Origin of the sequence: Exiguobacterium aestuarii, from assembly GCF_020171655.1 — a bacterium.
GTDB classification, from domain to species: Bacteria; Bacillota; Bacilli; order Exiguobacteriales; family Exiguobacteriaceae; genus Exiguobacterium; species Exiguobacterium aestuarii_A.
In genome coordinates, this window is record NZ_JAIVAC010000003.1 from 170,840 (window position 1) to 193,599 (window position 22,760).

At 49.1% G+C, this 22,760-nt stretch carries 17 protein-coding genes; 1 reads left to right on the forward strand and 16 read right to left on the reverse strand.

From position 1 onward, the window contains the following. The first annotated feature begins 3 nt into the window (after positions 1-3). A complete protein-coding gene (locus LCM29_RS13480) occupies positions 4-306 on the forward strand; it encodes a hypothetical protein (protein ID WP_224863405.1) in 303 nt (100 codons plus the stop codon). A 31-nt stretch (positions 307-337) separates the two neighbouring features. On the opposite strand, the gene clpB is transcribed toward LCM29_RS13480, so the two are convergent. The 16 genes from clpB to purM form a co-directional block, all read right to left on the reverse strand. Beyond that, on the reverse strand, positions 338-2,929 hold the full coding sequence (gene clpB / locus LCM29_RS13485) for an ATP-dependent chaperone ClpB (protein ID WP_214876648.1): 2,592 nt from the start codon (positions 2,927-2,929) through the stop codon (positions 338-340). 19 nt (positions 2,930-2,948) lie between these two features. Then, positions 2,949-3,818, reverse strand: coding sequence for a DnaJ C-terminal domain-containing protein (locus LCM29_RS13490; RefSeq protein ID WP_224863407.1), 870 nt, complete (start codon positions 3,816-3,818; stop codon positions 2,949-2,951). 140 nt (positions 3,819-3,958) lie between these two features. Beyond that, on the reverse strand, positions 3,959-5,131 hold the full coding sequence (locus LCM29_RS13495; RefSeq protein ID WP_224863409.1) for a CamS family sex pheromone protein: 1,173 nt from the start codon (positions 5,129-5,131) through the stop codon (positions 3,959-3,961). A 133-nt stretch (positions 5,132-5,264) separates the two neighbouring features. Further along, complete coding sequence (locus LCM29_RS13500) at positions 5,265-6,740, reverse strand: LPXTG cell wall anchor domain-containing protein (protein ID WP_224863411.1); 1,476 nt, start codon at positions 6,738-6,740, stop codon at positions 5,265-5,267. Between the two features lie 252 nt (positions 6,741-6,992). Further along, entirely contained in the window at positions 6,993-8,987 is a 1,995-nt protein-coding gene (gene ligA / locus LCM29_RS13505) for an NAD-dependent DNA ligase LigA (protein ID WP_224863413.1), read from the reverse strand. Between the two features lie 9 nt (positions 8,988-8,996). Further along, entirely contained in the window at positions 8,997-11,213 is a 2,217-nt protein-coding gene (gene pcrA / locus LCM29_RS13510) for a DNA helicase PcrA (RefSeq protein WP_214747472.1), read from the reverse strand. 38 nt (positions 11,214-11,251) lie between these two features. Next, a complete protein-coding gene (locus LCM29_RS13515; RefSeq protein ID WP_224863415.1) occupies positions 11,252-11,932 on the reverse strand; it encodes a heptaprenylglyceryl phosphate synthase in 681 nt (226 codons plus the stop codon). A gap of 88 nt (positions 11,933-12,020) precedes the next feature. Continuing rightward, positions 12,021-12,254, reverse strand: a complete 234-nt coding sequence (locus LCM29_RS13520) for a hypothetical protein (RefSeq protein ID WP_214696733.1) — start codon at positions 12,252-12,254, stop codon at positions 12,021-12,023. A 12-nt stretch (positions 12,255-12,266) separates the two neighbouring features. After that, complete coding sequence (locus tag LCM29_RS13525; protein WP_214696732.1) at positions 12,267-13,649, reverse strand: TrkH family potassium uptake protein; 1,383 nt, start codon at positions 13,647-13,649, stop codon at positions 12,267-12,269. 35 nt (positions 13,650-13,684) lie between these two features. Next, complete coding sequence (locus tag LCM29_RS13530; RefSeq protein WP_026826878.1) at positions 13,685-13,990, reverse strand: YerC/YecD family TrpR-related protein; 306 nt, start codon at positions 13,988-13,990, stop codon at positions 13,685-13,687. A 67-nt stretch (positions 13,991-14,057) separates the two neighbouring features. After that, complete coding sequence (locus LCM29_RS13535) at positions 14,058-15,800, reverse strand: adenine deaminase C-terminal domain-containing protein (protein ID WP_214785775.1); 1,743 nt, start codon at positions 15,798-15,800, stop codon at positions 14,058-14,060. Between the two features lie 181 nt (positions 15,801-15,981). Then, on the reverse strand, positions 15,982-18,267 hold the full coding sequence (locus tag LCM29_RS13540; protein ID WP_224863417.1) for an EAL domain-containing protein: 2,286 nt from the start codon (positions 18,265-18,267) through the stop codon (positions 15,982-15,984). Between the two features lie 90 nt (positions 18,268-18,357). After that, positions 18,358-19,611, reverse strand: coding sequence for a phosphoribosylamine--glycine ligase (gene purD, locus LCM29_RS13545; RefSeq protein ID WP_224863419.1), 1,254 nt, complete (start codon positions 19,609-19,611; stop codon positions 18,358-18,360). A 14-nt stretch (positions 19,612-19,625) separates the two neighbouring features. After that, the gene (gene purH / locus LCM29_RS13550; protein WP_224863422.1) at positions 19,626-21,146 is read right to left on the reverse strand and encodes a bifunctional phosphoribosylaminoimidazolecarboxamide formyltransferase/IMP cyclohydrolase; all 1,521 of its coding nucleotides are present in this window, start codon (positions 21,144-21,146) and stop codon (positions 19,626-19,628) included. Next, positions 21,143-21,721 (reverse strand): phosphoribosylglycinamide formyltransferase, encoded by a 579-nt coding sequence (purN, locus tag LCM29_RS13555; protein WP_224863424.1) that lies wholly within the window; start codon positions 21,719-21,721, stop codon positions 21,143-21,145. Before purN ends, purH begins: the two co-directional genes overlap by 4 nt. Beyond that, on the reverse strand, positions 21,718-22,752 hold the full coding sequence (gene purM / locus LCM29_RS13560) for a phosphoribosylformylglycinamidine cyclo-ligase (RefSeq protein WP_214696720.1): 1,035 nt from the start codon (positions 22,750-22,752) through the stop codon (positions 21,718-21,720). The genes purN and purM overlap by 4 nt, the downstream gene beginning before the upstream one ends. Between the last annotated feature and the right edge of the window lie 8 nt (positions 22,753-22,760).

Below are 22,760 nucleotides of genomic sequence, written 5' to 3' on the forward strand. Positions count from 1 at the left end.
TAGGTGCAGTCATTACCAATCGATGGATTGTTTTATATTGGGCTAGGTGCGATTTTTGTCGTTACGACTTTATTGGGATTTGGAATCAAGCGGTGGACGAAACAAGGTTTGTTGGGGTTTTATACGCTACTCGCAACGAGTCTTGGCTTATTCTTTTGGTTACTGCTCTGGTTTCAGGAAGCGACCCGCGCCACATTTATGGGAACAATCCCGTGGGTACTCAACTTATTTTTCGGAACGGTGCTCTATCTCATTTTTATAGGTGTCAGTTTTCTGCTTTTCAGACGAAAGCGTCGGCATACATAAAAGAGGAATCCAATTTTGGATTCCTCTTTCCTTATGCATTGACCGTCGATGGACGTAACGTCAATTCCCCGTTCTCGACATCGATGACGACCGTTTGACCATCTTCGACATCCCCGGCTAAGATGCTTCGGGCAAGTTTCGTCTCGATTGTCCGTTGCACGTAACGGTTGATTGGACGGGCACCGAATTGAGGTTCGTACGCTTCATCGGCGACGAACGTTTTTGCTGCGTCTGTGATCTCGATATGAATCGAGCGCGTCGTGAGTCGTTCGCTCATTCGTCCGACCGCTTTCTCGACGATTTGACCGATTTGATCTTTCGTGAGCGGATGGAACAGAATCGTTTCATCAACCCGGTTCAAGAACTCAGGACGGAAATGGCGGCGAAGCTTCTCGAGTACTTGGCGCTCCTCATCTTCATCAATCACACCGTCTCTCGCTGCTTCGAGCAAAATGTCTGCCCCGATGTTCGACGTCATGATGACGATTGTATTTTTAAAATCGACGATGCGCCCGTGCGAATCGGTCAATCGACCATCATCGAGCAGTTGCAACAAGATGTTGAAGACGTCCGGATGTGCCTTCTCGACCTCATCGAGTAAAAGAACCGAGTACGGGTTACGGCGAACCGCTTCCGTCAACTGTCCGCCTTCCTCATACCCGATATAGCCAGGAGGTGCACCGACAAGTCGTGATACGGCATGTTTCTCCATATATTCACTCATATCGAGTCGAACGATATGGTCTTCCGAATCAAACATTGCTTCTGCGAGCGCCTTCCCGAGTTCCGTTTTCCCGACACCAGTCGGCCCAAGGAAGAGGAAGGAACCGATTGGACGGTTCGGATCTTTGATTCCGGCGCGAGCACGAATGACCGCGTCACTGACTAAACGAATCGCGTCATCTTGACCGAAGACACGCTTGTGTAAAACCGCTTCTAAGTTGAGCAGTTTATCCCGCTCTCCTTCTGTCAGTTTCGTCACCGGGATGCCGGTCCATTTTGAGACGACCTCAGCGATTTCTTCTTCCGTCACTTCTTCCCGCACGAGTTCGCGTGTCACCGAACTCGCCAACTGTTCCGCTTCTTCTAGTTCGCGCTCGAGCTCTGGGATTCGTCCATATTTCAACTCTGAGGCCCGGTTCAAGTCGTAGCGACTTTCTGCCTCTTGTAACTCGAGGCGTACCTTTTCGAGGTCTCCACGGATTTGCTGCACGCGGTGCGTCGACTCTTTCTCATTCTCCCAACGGAGACGTAACGAGTCAGACTGTTCACGGAGCGATGCCAATTCTTGTTGGAGTGCTTCGAGTCGTTTCATGGAAGCTGCATCGCTCTCTTTTTTAAGCGCTGCCTCTTCGATTTCAAGTTGCATAACCCGACGAACCAACTCATCGAGTTCAGCCGGCATCGATTCCATCTCTGTCCGAATCATCGCACACGACTCGTCGACGAGGTCAATCGCCTTGTCCGGCATGAAGCGGTCTGTGATATAACGATTTGACAAGACAGCCGCTGCAACGAGGGCGTTATCGTGGATGCGTACCCCGTGGTGAATCTCGAAGCGTTCTTTTAAGCCGCGCAAGATTGAAACCGTATCCTCAACGTCCGGTTCAGCGACGAGCACTTGTTGGAAACGCCGCTCCAGAGCAGGGTCTTTTTCGATATATTGGCGATACTCATCTAGCGTTGTCGCACCGATACAGTGCAGCTCACCTCGGGCGAGCATCGGTTTTAACATGTTCCCGGCATCCATCGAACCTTCCGATTTTCCTGCCCCGACAATTGTATGCAATTCATCGATGAAGAGGATGATTGTACCTTCCGCCTCTTTCACTTCAGACAAGACCGCTTGAAGACGCTCCTCAAACTCACCACGGTATTTCGCACCGGCGACAAGCGAGCTCATATCGAGGCTGAAGATCGTTTTGTCTTTCAAGCTCTCCGGTACGTCACCCCGGACGATTCGTTGAGCGAGTCCCTCGACGATTGCAGTCTTCCCGACACCTGGTTCCCCGATGAGGACCGGGTTGTTTTTCGTTTTCCGACTCAAAATCCGGATGACGCGACGAATCTCACTATCGCGTCCAATGACCGGATCGATTTTCCCAGTCTTCACTTCTTGAATGAGGTCTCGTCCGTATTTCGTCAAGACGTCATACGTCGCTTCAGGCGACTTCGACGTGATCCGACGATTACCTCGTACGGCGACGAGCGCCTCACGGAGTCGGTCTTCTGTGACCCCTTTTCGCTCGAGCATCGCCTGTGCCTGACTACTGTTCAACAAGATGCCGAGTAAGATATGTTCGACCGATACGTATTCATCGTTCATCCCTGTCGCTTCCCGCTCCGCCGTCGTTAGAACGTTCAGCAAAGAAGCCGAAATCATCGGTGTCGTCGGGTTTTGAAGTTTTGGTGCATTTCTTAAAGAAAGCGCGACTTCGCCTTCAATCTCAGACACGTTGATTTCCATTTTTTGAAACAGCAACGGTGCGATCCCGTCCGTCTGTGAAATCATGGACGCCAAGACATGCCACTCATTGATTTCACTATGATGATATTGTTTCGCTAACGCCTGTGAACTGACAATGCATTCATGTGCTTTATCTGTAAAACGATTAAAGTCCATCACGATTCCTCCTTATTCATTAACGTTCGATTTGCTCATAAACAGAACGGTACGTCTCATCAAGAGGCAAGTCGACCTCGAGTTGGACGAATAAGTCCGACCGCACCTTCGAGCCGGTCATGACACCGCGACCCGGAATCCGCATCCGTTGTCCCGGACGGCTTCCCGGTTTCACTTTCAACTTCACCCGTCCTCCGTCGAGCGTGGCAATGATGACGCTCGCTCCGTCTAAAAAGTCGAGCGGACGCAATCGTTTCACTGTCACGATATGCTCTCCTTCACGACGATACGTATCGTCATCCGCAAAGTGAAGCTCGACGTATACATCTCCTCGGTTCCCCGATTGTCCGACGCGACTTCCTTTTCCTTTTAACCGCAATTTTTGACCTTCATAGGCACCTTGTGGAATCTTGACGTTCACCGTGCCAGTCTGAAGGCGAAGGCTCACTTTTGACTCTTTCGTCAATTGACTGAGCGGGATGTTGACACGTACAGTCTCATCCAAGTCTTCCTCGACCGCTTGATCAAAGAAGCTTCCGAACATATCTTCAAATCCGAAAGTTCGCGAGGTCGTACGCGATCCGCCTCCGAATTGTCGGAATAGATCTTCGAACTGCGACGAGCCTTCCCCGTAAGTCTCTCCACCGCCTCCGAATCCTTGTCCGAACGACGGTCCATCCGGGCTACCGTATCGGTCATAATTCGCTTTTTTCTCTGGGTCACTCAATACGTCAAACGCTTCCTGGACCGACTTGAATCGATCTTGTGCGCCAGGGTCTTTATTGACGTCCGGATGGTACTGTTTCGCCAATTTCCGGTATGCACGTTTAATCTCTTGTTCGGTTGCTCCTTTTGAGACACCGAGCTCGTCGTAATAGTTTTTAGCCATATGGATTCACCTCACCTATCCCTTTCCCGTTTCTGTTAACTCTATTCTACTCAATTGGTCAAATAAGGTCAAAGATATTCCTTTCACTTTTCATACGAAAAAAAGAAGAGATTCGTTTCAAAAAACGAATCTCTTCTCGATTAGAAGTATACTTTCGGGCTATCCATGCCGTCCTCAAACACAATCGTCACTTCAGGGTCTCCGCCAAGTGATGTCACGTTGATCCGAACCGGCACATTCCGGCTATATTCCCAGCGGTTTTCGAGCAAGCCGACGACGTGTTGAGTGAATCCGACGAGCTCGGCACGGCTATAAAATTGGATTGGGATATCCATCTCAATCCGTGATAAGTCGCCGTTTTGATAAAAGCCTTTTCCAATCATTCCGCTATAGTCTGGGAAAAGGTCTGCAATTCGGTCACTGAAGAGCGTAAATTTCTGGGCATCCTCACGTACGTCATTCGTCGCCGCAGCAGATGGGAAGTAGTAGTACTTCTCATCGATGGCTTTCCAGTCACCGGTTGCGACCTGATCATCCGTTCCGACAAAGGCAGATTTGATATAGTTCCCCGGAGTCGGTGAACCTTGGGTCGACTTCATATAGAGCGCGACGTTTATATCCAAATCTTTAAAATCTTCTCGCTTCCGTAACTGGGCGACAAGTTCGTTCGCCATTCGTTCACCTTCTGCGATTACTTTCTTCTGGTCGAGTTTCACCGTGTAGGTCGGTCCGTAGTTCGGTGCTTGGAAGACATACTCACGGTTCAAAATGAGCGCAAACGACACGCCTCCAAGCTGATAACCGCTGTCCTCTTTTGTCATATAGTTCTGTTCTACGATTGACGCCAAATAAAGAGGTGACTTCTTGTTCGCATCGACAAACTTGTCGTCCTCAACTTCTGCCTTCCCGTTTGCATAAGCCGGGTTCAGTGGCGTCAACCCTTCGCCACTGCCACCTTTACGTCCAAGTAAGGTGGATACGTCTTCCGCATTCAGAAGCTGTCCTTCTTGATAAGCAAATTGATTCGGATCGAACGCGTCCGTCGAATGGCGCATGAGACCAAGTTCGACTTCTTCTAGCTCTAAGGACGAACTCACTTGGCGTTGGGCAAGCCCACGCGCCGCTGCCGCTTTGAACGGAATGACCATTTGATAGTAGGAATCACGCGCTTCGATTGCTTGCGTGACACCTTCTGCTGCTGTTTCTTCGCCGGTCGGTGTCGCTTCTTCTTCACCCATCGGGATTTTCATTGAACATCCGCTTAACAAAAGCGCAGAGGCCATTGTCGGGATGACGAGTTGTTTCCATTTCATCTATGTCTAGCTCCTTTGAACATCGTTTCCTATTTCACTTTGTTCATTATAACAAAATCGTTCCACGAAAAAAGTATCGAAGCGGAATCAGAAGAAATCCCTCCTGAATTAGACAAGGAGGGATACATAATCGTTATTTGGTAGATGGGCGCTTCCGACGAATTATCAAGAGGAGTCCAGATGCAAACAAGAGGAGTCCAAGCATCGCATGCCACGTTTCGTTCGTCTCTCCTGTCATCGGGAGCACATCTTGCGAATACGTGTCAACTTCATCTTCGAGTTGCACCGGGGGAGTCTCTCGCTCTTTCACGACAACCTTCACGACTGGTGTTTCGATTTTCGCTTCTTTCTCAGGAACTTGTTTCGGTTCGTCCTCTTTGATTGGAACAGGTTGTTTTACTGCAACCGGCACATCGACAAAGCGAGTGACGGTCACCCCTTCGTTCACATAGAGCGTAAATGTTGCCTGTTGAACCAATTCCGCTCCAGCTCGGACGTCATAGGACGGGAGAAGCGGGAGTTCAAATGAAAACGTGACGACTTCTTCCGGTCCAAATCCGTTGATGAATGCAGGAATCGATTGAACCTGCTTCATGAATCGTTCATTTGCCATCTGTTGTTCCTCATATGTCAAGGCGCCGCTCGGCCATGTGAGTGTCACATCAGACAAGAACAAGGTGACGTTAGAGGTGTTCGTCACTGTATATGTGTATCGGACAGGTTCCCCAGGCTGAACGGTCGTCAACTCGCTCGTTCCTGACACTGTAAAATCAGGTTGTCGCAAGAGGACGATTTGTTGACTTTCTGCTGTGACGACACGGTCATATTCGTCCACTCCCGTCACACGAAACAGACTGCCGATCTCAGGGTGTGTGTGGATTGAATAATCAGACGGAACGGACAAGACTGCTGTCACTTCCACCCGTTCTCCCGGCAAGAGACCGTCTTCTCCTATTAATTCATGCAAACGATCAAATACGCGTTGATTGAACGATTCGATTGATTGATGATCGATGTCTCCGCTCACATACTCATGAGAAAGTTCTGTCACCGTCATCGGCGTGTCTCCTGTATTTTCTACAATGAACGTATACGACAATTCTCCTCCGACAACGGCCTTGTCGACCCCGGCGATGTTCTGTGCTTCTAAAGCGAGCACCGGCAACATCGGTTCCGTCATCGGTTCTTCCACGACCGGCTCTGGTTCTGTTTCCACAGGGGGTGTTACCTCTTCTGGTTCATCTGGTTCAGTCACAACAGGTGGTTCCTCCACTTCGACGGGATACGCTTCCGTGATGGTATTCGGGATAAACGTGTACGGAACACCTTCAGCATTATAAAGAGTGACCAAGTCAATTAATGAGTCATCGACCGTTTCTGCATCAATCATAAAGCGCCAAATGTCAGCAGATTCACGTACCCCGTAATATGTGATGTCATCGTAAACGAGACTTGCTTCATATAATGTTTCGACTTCTTCGTCCGTCAGGTTCAGTTGAATATATCGGAACGTGGTCGTATCTGCATGTGCGAGATTGGTGGGCATCAGTGTGGATAGGAGCATGAGGATGGTGAATAGCGCAAGGAAGCGTTGGATGTTGTGTGTCATGATGTCAATCCCTCCTCTAAGGTGAGCAATAAGCATACGCATCGATGTTGGCCCGATGACGAATTTCACCACGTAGAGGAATGAGAGGGATGTGTGTGTGAAAGCCATGGTGTCAAAGGGTTCTCCCGCAAAAATATATTAGCATTTTGATTTAGTTACTCTATACCCTTCGAACGCTTGTGCGAACCTATTCAATCTCATAAAATTTTACAAAACGAACGTGAAAAAAGACGTTCGCCGAAGCGAAACGTCTTATGCGTGTTCATTTAAAAAATCGAGAAGTTTCGCCTCATCCCAAACTTCGATGCCTAACGATTCGGCTTTCGTCAGTTTTGAACCAGCCTTTTCACCGGCCACGAGTAAGTCTGTATTTTTACTCACACTCCCCGTCACACTTGCACCGAGGAGTTCAAGTTGTTTCCCGGCCTCACCGCGGGTCATCTCATGTAATTTCCCAGTCAATACGACCGTTTTACCAGAGAGCGGTGCCCCTTCCGTCGTTGGTCGTCTCGTTCCTTTGAAGGAAAGATTCACACCCGATTCCGAAAGTTCTTTGACGAGTTCACGTGCTTCTGGTTTTTCGAAGTAAAGAACGATCGACTCGGCCATCTTCGTGCCGATGCCATCGATTGACGTCAACTCTTCCACCGTCGCCTCGATGATGGCTTCCATCGTCTCAAAACGCTCCGCGATCAAGGAGGCGGCTTTTTGCCCCACAAGGCGGATCCCTAGGGCGAAGAGCACGCGTTCGAGCGAATTTTGCTTCGATTGTTCAATCGCCGAAAGCAAGTTCGTCACCGACGTCTCGCCCATACGCTCGAGTCCGAGTAAATCGTCTCGATTCAGGCGATACAAGTCGCCCACGTTATGGACGAGTCCCGCTTCATGGAGTTGCGTAATGACCTTCTCACCGAGTCCGTCGATGTTCATCGCTTGACGTGAGACGAAATGAATCAGACCTTCGAGCAGTTGGGCCGGACACTCGGGATTGACACAGCGATGATCGGCCTCGCCTTCTAGTCGAATCAATTCAGAACCGCACGCTGGGCAGTGGGTCGGGAACTCGATTGCCCGTTCTTCCCCGCTGCGTTCACTCGCGAGCGCCGAGACGACCGCTGGGATGACATCCCCTGCTTTTTTGATCACGACGCGGTCACCGATATGAAGGTCTTTTTCTTTTATAAAATCTTCATTGTGAAGCGTCGCATACGTCACGGTAGACCCCGCCACAGAAACTGGGGCAAATCGCGCCCGCGGTGTGACTTTTCCGGTGCGACCGACACTGAAGTCGACGTCCTCGATTGTCGTCACGACTTCTTCTGCCGGGAACTTATACGCGACAGCCCAGCGCGGACTTTTCGCTGTAAAGCCGAGTTGTTCTTGTTCTTCGTACCCTGCCACTTTGATGACAATCCCATCGATTTCATACGGGAGTTCGCTGCGCTTCGTCACGTATGTTTCGATGTAGTCCCATAGTTCATCTGCCGTCTTGCACGTCGTATAGTCTCCGCTTACGGCGACGCCGAGTCGCTTCAAATAATCGAGTGACTCATCATGTGAGGCGACGAGATCGTCTTGCGACACTAAACCATAGGCGAAAAATGCCAAGTTTCTCGATGCGGCAATTTTAGAGTCGAGTTGTCGAAGCGACCCCGCCGCTGCGTTTCTCGGGTTAGCGAACAATGGTTCACCGACTCGCTCCCGTTCGTCATTCAATTGTTCGAACGAACGCTTCGGCATATACGCCTCGCCCCGTACTTCAAACGTCACGTCCTCCTGTAGACGAAGGGGGATGGCACGAATCGTTTTCAAGTTTTGGGTGATGTCTTCACCCGTCGTACCGTCTCCACGTGTCGCACCACGTACGAGACGACCGTCCTCATATTTCAAAGAGACGGCAAGCCCATCAAATTTGAGTTCAGCCACAAATGTAGGTGTGTAGCCAAGGTCTTTCTCGATCCGTTCCACCCATTCTACAAGTTCTTCTTTCGAGAAGACATTACCTAGCGAAAGCATAGGTGTGTCATGCGTTACTTTGACGAACGCGTCAAGTGGGGCTCCTCCAACACGTTGCGTTGGAGAGTCCGGAGTCCGAAGTTCAGGATAGTCTGTTTCGATTTGAATCAACTCGTTCATCAAACGGTCGTACTCTGAGTCCGGTACACTCGGACGGTCAAGCACATAATATTCATATCCATATTGATTTAACGTTTTGCGTAGTTCTTCTACACGTTCTGCCATCTCCATCTCTTCACCTCATGCTTTTTCGATTGGGGCAAACTTGGCCAATAAACGCTTGATCCCGACTTCCGGGAATGCGATATCCACTTCGAGTTGGTCGCCTTCTCCACGCGTTTGCACGACCGTGCCTTGTCCCCATTTTTTATGATTCGCTTTATCGCCGACGTTCCAGCCGACTGTTTCGGCACCGGATGATTGCGCAAGTTTCGGTTTCGGTTTTGAACTGAAGCCGTTCACCGGCAACTTCCCTGGTGACTCAACAGGGTTCCATGGCATCGGCTTTCTCGCTTTTCCGGACCGCTCCAACAATGTTTCCGGTAATTCGTGCAAGAACCTTGATTCCGGATTGTTTTGGAAACGACCGTACAACATCCGTGACTGGGCACGCGTCAAATACAGACGCTTCTCGGCACGAGTGATCCCGACGTATGCAAGACGACGTTCTTCTTCCATCTCTTCCTCATCGTTCAATGCACGACTATGCGGGAAGAGACCTTCTTCCATTCCGATCAAGAAGACGACCGGGAACTCGAGACCTTTGGCCGAGTGCAACGTCATCAATGTGACTTGATGCGACTCGTCGACTTCATCAAGCGAATCTAGATCAGATACGAGCGTCAAATCAGTAAGGAAAGCGACGAGTGTCTGTTCATCACTTTCTTTCTCAAAGTTTTGGGCGACCGACAGGAATTCTTGCAAGTTCTCGAGTCGACTTTCTGCTTCGAGTGTCTTCTCGATTTTGAGCATCTCCTCATACCCTGTCTTCTTCAATACTTCTTCGACGAGTTCTGAAATCGAGAGATAGTCTGCCATTTGTCGCAGGTCCATCATCATCTGACGGAAATCTGCAAGTTTCGTCGCTGTACGTGGAGCAATTCCCGACAGTTCGATGTCACGAATCGCATCCATGAGCGAGACGCCCTGCATATCCGCAAAGTCCCCTAATTTATCAATGGTCGCGGCACCGATGCCTCGCTTCGGCTCATTGACGACACGAACGAATGAGATGTCCTCGTCTGGGTTCGCGATCAAGCGCAAGTATGCCAAGACGTCCTTGATTTCTTTTCGCTCATAGAACTTTGTCCCGCCGACCATCTTATAAGGGATGTTCGATTTGAGGAGCATTTCCTCGAGACCACGTGACTGGGCGTTCGTCCGGTACAGGACCGCCATTTGACCGTAGTCCATCCCTTCCATCTTCAGTTCTTTCATCTGGTTCATGATGAAGAATGCCTCGTCACGGTCATCGGATGCGACGTGAAGCAACAGCTTCTCTCCTTCAGCATTTTCAGTCCATAAGTTTTTATCTTTACGGGAAGCGTTGTTTTTGATCACGCCGTTCGCCGCTTCTAAAATCCGCTTCGTCGAGCGATAGTTTTGTTCGAGCAAGATGACATGGGCGCTCGGGTAGTCTTTCTCGAACGTCAAGATGTTGGCGATATCGGCACCGCGCCAACGATAAATCGACTGGTCTGAGTCCCCGACGACACATAGGTTTTCATGCGCCTGCGCCAGAAGTTTGACGAGCGTGTACTGGGCACGGTTCGTATCTTGATACTCATCGACATGGATGTATTTGAATTTCTTTTGATAAAACGCCAACACGTCCGGCGCTTCTTGGAATAAGTGAATCGTCTTCATGATCAAATCATCGAAGTCGAGCACGTTATTTTGTTTCAATTTTTTCTCGTATGCCGTGTAGACGTCAGAGATGATTCGTTCATATGGATTGTTGCCGACAAGAGCTGCTGCATCCTTTGCCGTTCGCAATTCGTTCTTATGGTTCGAGATCATCCCGAGAAGTGTACGCGGTTCATACTTTTTCGGGTCGAGATTCAACTCTTTCAACACTTGTTTGATGGCCGTCAATTGGTCCGAGGCATCTAAAATCGAAAAGCTCCGGTCGTATCGGATACGATCGATATCGCGTCGTAAAATACGAACACACATCGAGTGGAACGTGGAAATCCAAATGTCTTCGGCGACCCCACCGACGAGGCGTGCAATCCGGTCTTTCATCTCCCGTGCCGCCTTATTCGTGAATGTGATCGCTAAAATGTTCCACGGTGCCACTTGCTTCGCCGCCATCAAATAGGCAACGCGGTGCGTCAAGACACGCGTTTTACCAGACCCTGCACCCGCCATGATCAACAAAGGACCATCCGTATGCTTGACCGCTTCTGCTTGTTCCGGGTTCATACCTTTGACTAATTCTTCGCTAAGATTATACATAATCGTTTCCTTCCTTGTTCCAAACGTTTGTTCTTATTTTATCGGAGTGCTTGCACAGTCGCAAGTGCCCCTGCTAAGTCTTCATAAATGATATTGCCGACGACAATCGTATCGGCGTACGCTCCCATCAACCGAGCCGACTCTGCCCCATCGATGCCACCCCCATAAAAGAGGTGTGCGTCTGGTAGCGCCAATCGAATTTCTTTCACGACATCGACATTGCCGAGTCGTCCACTATATTCAATATAGAGGGAAGGGAGACGGAACAAATGATGCCCGACTTCGGCATACGCTACGGCTTGTTCTAACGTTAAGTCACATGTTGATTCCGTCACGTGCGCCACTTTTGCGTCTGGATTTAAGACGAGGTAGCCTTGTGCCGTGATATGACGGGAGTCGAAGAAATGTCCATAACGCTCAAATGCGCGTGCATGATGTCCCACAATCCATTCCGGCGTTCCGGCGTTCAGCACGGTCGGTACAAAATAGTGATCGAATCCATCGATGACCTGGCTCGGTTGACTGATTTCAAGCGCGACCGGTAATCCGGCATCCCGGACTCTCGCGAAAAGAGAAAATGTATTCTCTGCATCGACACCATCCGTCCCGCCTATCAGAAAGGCATCAGTGCCGGAGTGGATAAGCGCCTGGAGCGCATCCTCGTCGAGATATTTATTCGGATCTAGTTTAAACACGTGCCGCCATGACTGAAATTTCAATTCTTCCCCTCCCATCGAATCCTTCTCTAGTGTATCGATTTTTTACGTGACGTGCATCTCTCCAATAAAAAAGACTTGCCGAAGCAAGTCACGAACGTGCCGTACGATTCCGTTCCCGTTCCGTCAACCATTTCGCAACAAGCAGTGCGAATAGCGCATATACTGGGACAAACCAGAGCGGATTCGCTAAAAAGAATCCGAGCACTGGAATATCAAGTAATGGCGAGTCTGGCGAACAGAGCGCTGTCCCATTGACGACCGCGATGAACGGCAAGACAGGAACGATAAAGACGTATCCAAAATTAATCCAAAAGGCTTTCATATGACAATCTCCTTATCCTAAGATGATTGATTCTTTCGGATAGTTATACATCCGCTTCGGTTGTCTCCGTTGCAAGATGAGAATGAAGGCGATGACTCCGATTCGACCGATGAACATGAGAATCGTCAGCACCCATTTTCCGACGTTACTGAATTCGGAAGATAGACCGACAGATAGTCCAGTCGTCCCGAACGCGGAACAAGCCTCAAATAAGATTCGTGTCAATGAGGCATCTTCGAAGTAAGCCATGACCATGACTCCAGATAATAAGACGGCAAGCGACACCGTAATGATGACGAACGCTTTCCAAATATCCTCGAGAACAATCTCACGCCCGAAAATTTTGATCGATGAGTCTCCGCGGATGAACGCGACGACACCAAGAACGGCGACGGCAAACGTCGTCGTCCGAATCCCCCCACCGACAGACGATGGAGAGGCCCCGATGAACATGAGGATCGATAAGAGCAACATGCTCGCTTCCGAGAACAAGTTGACATCGACTGTCGATAATCCACCGTTACGTGTCGTCACGGACTGGAATAGCGAGTCCGAAAGAGACAGCCAGAGCGGCAAGTCTTTGAAGGCATTGTTGTATTCAAAGATGAACAAGCCGACTGTCCCGACGGCAATCAAAATAAAGAATGTCGAGACTGTCAACTTCGTGAACAAAGAGAATCGACTCGGGAAAGTATGACGTTTCCGTGTGATGCGACTCACCAAATAAGTCCGAATCTCCACAAGAACCGGGAATCCGATGGCACCACCTGTCATGAGCGCAATTTGCGTGAAGATGACAAATGGATCTTCTCGGAATGGCGCGAGCGAGCTACCGGTAATATCGAAACCGGCGTTCGTCGTCGCACTGACCGACCCGAACAATCCTTGTAAGAAGGCTTCTCCGGCGGTATCAAAATAATTTAAGTAATGGACACCGAGCAAGACGGCACCGACCGCCTCGATGGCAATAACGGTGATAACGATTTCCGTGATGTATTTAACAATCCCTGACATCGACGTCTGGTTTTGGTCACGTAAAATCAGTTGGCGTTCCCGAAACCCAATCCGCTTCCCAAGCAAAATCCACATGATCACATGCAAACTGATCAACCCGACACCGCTCACCTGAACGATAAACAAGATGATAAACAAACCAAACGTTGAAAATGTATCAGTGACCACAATCGGTGTGAGGCCGGTGACACTGACACAGCTCACCGCAAAGAAGACGAGGTCCGTAAACGTAATCGTCACACCCGGTTTGTGGGCGATCGGTAAGGCGAGGAGCAACACGGATAAAACGGCTGCCGCACTATAGATCAACACGAGTGTTTGGACTGGTGTTAAGTTTCGAAAGAACAATTGTAAGTTCCGCTTCATGAATTTTTGTTGCATCTCGCCCCTCCCCTCCATCAAAAACAAGATGACTCTTACGAGTCACCTTTTGTTTGTTGTAGACGTTCAAGAGCGAGATCATATCCGCCTGTCCCATAGTTCAAGCAACGTTTCACACGAGAAATCGTAGCCGTTGAGGCACCTGTTGCGTCCTCAATTTTATGATACGTATTGCCTTCACGTATTTGACGTGCCACTTCTAGTCGTTGTGCAAGTGCTTGAATTTCATTAACAGTCGCTAAATCTTCGAATAATTGATAACAGTCTTCGAGTGTATCGAGCTTCAAAATTGCCTCAAACAATTGATCAAGCTCTCGACCTCGTAATTTATCGAGTTGCATCCGCAAGCATCCTCTCTACTCATACTTCTTTATCATTCTAAAGCAGGGGCGGCTCGGACTCAACTATTCATCGCAAAATCGCAGGAAATAGTACTTGTTTTTTCATCACTTCATAAATTCCGAGTGGAGTCGCCCGAACGTACGGCAAGTGTGTGGATGCTAAAAACAGTAACGTGTAAATCGGATCTTCAAACTGATACCCTCGTGCCACAAGCTCGTTACGCAGTTGTTTCTCTTGACCGATGAGCGTCTCAAGCGGCTCTGTCGACGTCATGCCACAGAGCGGTAATGGGATCTCGGCAACGATTTCTCCTCTGTCGACAAGGACGATGCCTCCTCCGAGTTCATTCATCCGCTCGAACGCTAGTAACATATCCTGTTTACATTTTCCTAAAATCAAATAGTCTCCACTGATCGAATACGAACTGACCAGACCGCCAAAATCTTTCGCAAATCCTTTCAGTACCGTGTTTAGTCGCCATTTCCCCTCCTTATCAAGCAACATTAAAAACGACTCGTCCTCATCGCGTGGCAATTCGTCCTGCCCTGTATCGTGCTTGATTTTAAACAGTTTCATGATGACCGAGTTGACCATGTCGAGACCGACGGGCATGCTGAATGACAAGTCTTGTGGTGTCAATTCAATCGAGACGTCAGTCGACGGCATCTTATCGAGTACCGCTTCCACCAATTCGTTCGGGAACAAGGACACACCATCTCGGAAAATCCATTGTCCTTTCGCGATGACTGCCGAAGGGCGTGGTTCTTCGATTGAGTCAAGAATATTCAGGTGTGCGATGCGTCCTGGCGCAATCGAACCGAGAATATGATCGAGATCGAAATGACGCGCCACGTTGTGCGACACGATGCGATACGCTTCGATTGCCGGTAACCCTTCTTCTATTAAGATGCGAACGAGAGCGTCCTGCATCCCGTCTTCATAAAAGCCGGGAGTCGAACCGTCCGTTGTCACCATGAGATGATCGAACGCGGTTAATCCGTTCGCAAGCAGATCACGAATCATCCCTGGTAAGTCTGGTCGAATCGAGGAATGACGAAGCGTTGTCGTGTAGCCTAATTCGAGTCGGTTGAGCGCCTCTTCCGCTGTCATCGCCTCATGGTCGCTGTGTACACCCATCAACGCCATTTTAGTCAATGTCTTTGGTGAGGCACCTGGAAAGTGCCCTTCGACCGGTAGACCGCACGTCTCTGCGTCAAGCATCCACTGGAGCATCTCATCGTCGCCTTTAAGAGCGCGCGGCCATGCTGTCAACTCCCCGGCCATCACGACGTCCGGATGATTGAACCATTCATGAATTCGTTCTGAATCGACGGCGACACTCTCTCGGTCGAGTTCGGTCTGCGTGTCGAGTCGTGCCCACCAATATGTGCTCGTTGGCAACTGTTGAATCGCTTCAAGCTGCGCAAACGCTTGCTCTTTTTCTTGTAAAAAAAGGAGCATGTTGTCATTGACGAGCGTCGTCGTCCCGCGCTCTCCTGCATACTTAGACAACGTCGCCGGATTGTACAATTGAAATGGATGAGCGTGTGGTTCGATATAACCAGGCACAATATATTTCCCTGACACATCAACCGTTTCGACCGCCGATTCTGGTAGATCTGGACCGACATAGACAATTCGGTCTCCCTCAATCCAAATGTTCGCTGTTTTCCATTGTTTCACATATACGTTCAAATACGTCGCGTTCTGTAAAACGAGCGAAGGTGGTCGTACTCGATCTACGACTTCAAGTTGCGAGCGAATCATCACTTTCGACCACGGTGCCCGCGCCGTTCTTTTTGTTGGCATCGAACCCAATCCTCCCTTTTCCCTTTCAATGCTATTAAGAAATAGTTTTGAAAGCGTTTTCTTTCCCTGTTTCAAGTTTACCTTTTCTCTGAATGGGTCGCAAGTTATGTTCCCTATTGTAACAAATTTCACATATATTTTTCACAAAAAAGGCGGCTCTCCGCACGAAGAGTCGCCTACATCAAATTTGAGTCATGACCGTTTTGCGTAAATAGTGATGCAGCTGTTCTACCGGAATCGGTTTACTGTAATGATATCCCTGGATGAGTGAACCACTATATTCTAATACGAAAGCCAGTTGTTCTGGTCGTTCGACCCCTTCCGTGACGATATCGAGGCCGAGTGTGTGGAACGTTTGATACAATCCTTCTAATAACGCTCGATCGAATTTGTTCTCCGGAATCCCCTTGACGAAGTTCTGATCAATTTTAATGATATCGAGACGTAGCGATTGAAGGTAAGATAGCGATGACGTACCGACGCCGAAATCATCGAGTGATATTTTGACACCGATTGTCTTCAACGCTTGAATGAACTGTTGGAGTTCATACACATTCCCACCGACCTCGCTTTCTGTAATTTCTACATGCAATCGATGAGGTGGGAAGCTCGTTTTGGTGAGCGTTTCTTCTAGTGCCTCTAAAAATGACCCATCTAAAATCTGGCGTTTCGACACATTGACAGACAAAAATAAATCAAAGCGTTCCGCATAGTCTTGAATCTCCGTGATGGCTTTTACAAGTACCCATCTTCCCACATCCGAAATGAGCCCAAGTTGTTCGGCAACGGGAATGAAGACACCTGGGGAGACGAATCCTTTTTGCGGATGATGCCAACGAATTAACGCTTCTACTCCTCTCACTTGAAACGGTTTTGGTGAGACGATTGGTTGATAATACAATTCGAATTCGTCGTGACGCAGCGCATATCGCAAATCTCTTTCCATCTCGAGCGCCTGCAAGTAATGGCTCCCGTCTTCGATGTCCTGATAAGAGAGGATCTTGTCCTTCCCTGATGCTTTAACTTCGTGTAAGACGACATCGAGACGTGCCATCATGACCTCGTAGGAATGATGGGAAGGTTCCAACTCATCAATTCCGATACTTAACGTCAGATGATTCATGCCTTGCTTCAAGCCCCACTCTCTCAAATCTTTCACCAGTTGATTCGCGACAATCAATAACTCTTCAGTCGCCCATCCAGGGTGAATCATGATGAATTCATCAGCTCCGATTCGGGCAACAAAACCATCCTCTTTGTAAAACATCAATCGAGACGCAAAGAAAGATAACATCGCATCACCCGTCCGTTGACCGAACTGATCGTTGATTCGTCGGAAGTTGTCGAGGTCAATCCCCATCACACCGATCGAGTAGGACGTGTTCGGCAAGTTCATAAACATGTCTTCAACGGCCAAGCGGTTCGGAAGGCGAGTCAGAGAATCTCGAAAGGCACGCGTCAACGATTCTTTCTGTGTCTGTTCAAGTGCATCTAGCACTTCATTTATACTGACTGCCATCTCTTCGATTTCATCCTGCTGATGTGGATTCAATCGGATTCGTAAGCGACTGTTTCGCTCTTTCGTGATCCACTTCAATTCTTTAACGATGTCCATTAACCGTTTCGTGACGATTTGATTCACTGTCCAAAACAAGGTCAACAATAGTCCGAGACCAAGAACGAGAAGTCCAAGCATGCCCGTTTCTAACATCGTCTGTGTGTTTGAATAATACGTACGCTTCACCGAAAAATTGACTTCCCAGTTCGCATCTTGATAGACCGACTGCAGTGGTAACGAGACACGGGCAAACTGATTGTCTTGCTCAATCGTCAATCGTTGATGCGAGAGTGGACTGATAGAAAGTTTCGTTTTTGCCTGTACGCTCATCGCCGCCATGAAGTCTGGACCAATTTTTTGAATGAGGACAAGCGTACCCCCAGGTTCCCCAGTCCCATCACTTTTTACAATCGGATGGCTCATGAACACGACGGGGCCGAAGTCTGTACCGTATACCGCACTTTGTGTGACTCCAGACGAGTTGACGTAACGCACCAGTTCATTTATGAAATCATTCTTTTCATTCTTACTGTCCAATTCATAAAACTGATTGAATTCGGAATAGACAACCTCTCGATTGTCGTTGAGGAAAATCATCGCCCCGACACCTAGATTGTCGAGCGTTTCTTCTCCCATATTGTTTTCAATAAACGATTCATTTTTGTTTTGAACGAAATCGTAGGCGTTTGTCCAGACCGACCAATCGACAAGGATGCGCTCGAGCATGCTTCGATGATTGGCGAATACTTCTGTCACGCTCTCGATTTGATCGTGGGTCATCGCCTTGTCCTGTTCAATGCTCTTTTCTACGAAATACGGTTTGATGACAAACAGAATGACGCCAATGAAAAGTACGATGTTAATAGCAATCGCAATGAATAGTTTTGTTTGAACACGCAGGCCGACCACCCTCTTTCCCTAAGCTACTTTATTATTGTAGAACAGGATATCGGGATTCCCTTTTTTTCGCATGAAAAAAAGGATGGGTTGACCCATCCTTCAAATAATCTGTGTGAACGCCCGTGAACCGATATCTGTCCGGTAGAACGTATCCGGTAAATCGAGTTGTGCGATGGCTTCATAAACTGCTGTCTTCGCTTCAAGTAGCGTCGATTTCGTCGCGGTGACAACGAGCAAGCGACCACCGCTTCCCACGACTTGACCGTCTTGCTGTGCAGTTCCAGCATGGAAGACGAGAACGTCCTGCGGGAGCGACTCAAAACCAGACAATACTTGACCGGTGACAGGTTGGTCCGGATAACCTTTCGCTGCGATGACGACCCCCATCGTATAACCCTCGACCCATTCAATCGAATATGGCTCTTTGCGGATGACCGTTTGGATCACGTCGAGGAGCGGTGATTTCAAATTCGGCAAAATAACTTCTGTCTCTGGGTCACCGAAGCGAGCATTAAATTCAATCACTTTTGGTCCGCTCGATGTCAAGATCAGTCCGGCGTATAAGAATCCTTCAAACGGAGTCCCTCGTTTGACCATCGTTTGAGCGAGGGGTTCGAGTACCGTCTTCACCGCTTCTTCATACACGTCCTCTGACAAATGCGGCATCGGACTGTAGGCACCCATACCACCTGTGTTCGGTCCCTTGTCACCGTCATAGGCACGTTTATGATCTTGTGACGTAATCATTGGAATGACACGCTCTCCCGAGACGAACGCCATGAGTGAAAATTCTTCCCCATCAAGGAACTCTTCAATGACGACCTGTGACTGTTGTCCGAATTTATCCGTCGTGAAAATATCACGTACCGCAGCTTCTGCCTCTTCCACTGTGAACGCGACCGTGACACCTTTTCCAGCAGCAAGACCGTCGGCTTTAACGACGAGCGGTGCTCCAAGTTTCTGAATATAGGAGAGCGCCGATTCTGCGTCCGTGAACGCTTCGTACGCTGCTGTCGGAATCCCCGCCTCCATCATGACCTCTTTTGCGAACGCTTTACTTCCTTCGAGCAAAGCCGCTGCTTTCGTCGGTCCAAAGATGTTTAGTCCTTTAGCACGGAACGTATCGACGACCCCTGCCATCAAGGAAGACTCTGGTCCGACAATCGTCCATTCGATGTTCGTTTCTTCTGCGAACCGAGCAAGTGCCTCGACGTCTGTCTCATTGATCGATACACATGTCATACCTTCCATGAAGGCGTTACCTGGTGCAACGAAAACGTGATGCCCGTCTTGTTTTAATTTCCATGCGAGCGCATGCTCGCGTCCTCCTCGACCGATGACCATTACGTTCATGACGCGAACCCCTCTCAGTGTTTGAAATGTCTGACCGATGTGAACACCATTGTAATACCGTGACGGTTTGCCGCTTCAATCGATTCGGCATCGCGGATCGACCCACCTGGTTGGATGATGGCTGTAATGCCTGCCGCTGCTGCCGCTTCGACCGTGTCTGCCATTGGGAAGAACGCGTCACTTCCAAGCGCTGCGCCAGTCGCACGTTCACCTGCTTGTTCGAAAGCGATTTTTGCAGCTCCGACGCGGTTCATCTGTCCCGCTCCGATTCCAATCGTCGTCTCATCTTTCGCTACGACAATGGCGTTTGATTTCACGTGTTTGACGACGCGCCATGCGAGTTTCAAATCTTCCCATTCGGATGCTGTCGGGCGACGGTCCGTCACGATTTGGCAAGCTGCATCATCGAGTGTCATGTCGTCCCCATCTTGTACGAGTAATCCTCCAGCGACAGCTGTTAAGCGCATCCCTGTCATTTGACCCATATCCAACGTTAATAGACGAAGATTCTTTTTCTCTTTCAATCGTTCAAGTGCTGCTTCACTAAAGGATGGAGCAATGATGATCTCTAAAAAGATGTTACGAAGGGCATCTGCCGTTTCTACATCGACTTCGCGGTTCAAGGCAACGATCCCACCAAAAATAGAGACCGGGTCAGCCGCATGTGCACGCTCGAACGCCTGAGAAATCGTCCGTCCTACTGCGACACCACATGGGTTCATATGTTTGACGACGACAGCAGCCGGTTCGTTCAATTCGCTGAGTGCTTCAAGCGCCGCGTTCGTATCCTGAATGTTGTTATACGAAAGCTCTTTCCCGTGAAGTTGTGTCGCATTCGCAAGTGTCATCCCATCATACAATGGCGTCTTATAGAACGCTGCTTGTTGGTGCGGGTTTTCTCCATAACGAAGGTCTTGAACTTTTTCATACGTGACCGTCAACTGTTCTGGGAAGGTTTCCCCGATTTGACGCCCTAAATAATCGGCAATCAATGCGTCATAAGCAGCCGTATGACGGAACGCTTTCGTTGCGAGACGTTGACGTGTCTCAAATGATGTGCCACCTTTACGTACTTCATCTGCAACAAGTGTATAGTCACTTGGGTCGACGACGACTGTTACGCTCGCATGGTTTTTCGCAGCCGAACGCAACATGCTCGGTCCACCGATATCGATATTTTCAATCGCTTCTTCATACGTCGTATTTTCTTTTGCGATTGTCTCTTTAAACGGATAAAGATTGACGACCACGTAATCGATTGGTTCGATATCATGGTCTTTCATTTGAGCGACATGTGTATCGAGGTCGCGACGTCCGAGTAATCCGCCGTGAACGAGTGGGTGTAACGTCTTGACACGACCATCTAACATTTCTGGGAACGATGTCACCTCAGAGATGTTTTTGACCGGTAAACCGGCTTGTTGCAGTGCCGCCTCGGTCCCTCCTGTCGAGATGAGTTCGATGCCCGCCTCATGTAAGACAGTTGCTAGTTCCACAATTCCTGTTTTATCAGAAACACTTAATAATGCTCTCACTTGAAAACCTCCTGTTGATTCAACACTTGTTGTAATACGCGCGGATACAGTTGATGTTCAATCGCTTGAATGCGTCGTGTCGCTTCCGTGCGGTCGCATCCTTCAATCTCGACTGACGCTTGTGCGATGATCGGACCCGTGTCCATCCCCGCATCCACATAATGAACTGTCACGCCACTCGTCGACACGTTCGCGTCAAGCGCCTGACCAATCGCGTCTTTCCCCGGAAAGGCGGGCAAGAGCGAAGGATGAATGTTTATGATTCGGTTCGGATATGCGGATAGTAACACATTTCCAATCAAGCGCATATACCCTGCTAACACAATATAGTCCACTCGAAGCGAATCGAGAAGGACGAGGATTTCTTCCTCGAACTCCTCTTTAGACGCATACGTTTTCGGTGTGAAGGAAAAACTCGGAATTCCGTGACGCTCCGCACGGTCGAGAACCGTCGCTTCTGGTTTGTCCGTGACGAGTAGCACGCATTCGGCTGACAATTGCCTATCGGCAATCGCCTGCCAAATGGCTTCAGCGTTACTCCCTGACCCTGATGCAAAGATGGCAAATCGTTTCATTGGTCCACTCCTGAGATTCGGATTCCTGGACGACTCTCGACTTTCCCGATTCGATGCGCTGTTTCACCGACACGTTCGAGCGCCGCTTCGACCAGTTCCACATCTTCAGGACGTACCGTAATCATATAACCAATGCCCATGTTGAAGACGTTGAACATTTCCTGTTTCGAGATGTTTCCGACTTGTTCGAGCCAGTCGAAGACAGGAAGGCTTGGCCAACTCGATGCATCGAACGTGATCCCGAGTCCTTCCGGTAACATACGAGGGACATTCTCATAGAAGCCACCACCTGTGATGTGTGCCATTCCTTGTACTTTACCTGTCGAAATCGCCGCTTTCGCCGCTTCAGCGTAAATGCGTGTTGGAAGAAGCAACGCGTTCCCAAGTGTCGTATCAAGCATCGCAATTTCATCCGTATAGTGAAGACCTTGCGCTTCGACGATATGACGTACAAGAGAAAAACCGTTTGAATGAACCCCTGAAGAAGCAAGCCCTAGAACGACATCTCCATCCTGAATCGTTGAACCATCGAGTAAGTGCTCTTTCTCAACGACCCCGACCGCAAACCCGGCAATGTCATACTCTCCATCCGGGTACATTCCAGGCATCTCAGCCGTCTCTCCTCCGACGAGGGCACAACCGGCTTGGACACATCCTTCAGCGACCCCGGCAACGATGCGCTCAAGTTTAGCCGGTTCTGCTTTTCCTGTCGCAATATAGTCGAGGAAATAGAGCGGTTCTGCTCCATGAACGAGGCAATCGTTGACGCACATCGCGACGCAATCAATTCCAATCGTGTCATGTTGGTCGAGCGCGAAAGCCAACTTCAGTTTCGTCCCGACCCCATCCGTCCCACTCACGAGAATGGGATGTTTCATGTTCATCGAGCCGAGATCAATCATCGCCCCGAAACTACCGAGCCCTGTCATTACTTCTGGACGCATCGTCCGGGCAACATGACGTTTCATACGGGATACGGCCTCGTACCCTGCTTCTAAATTCACACCCGCTTGTTCATATCGAACGCTCATCGGTTTTC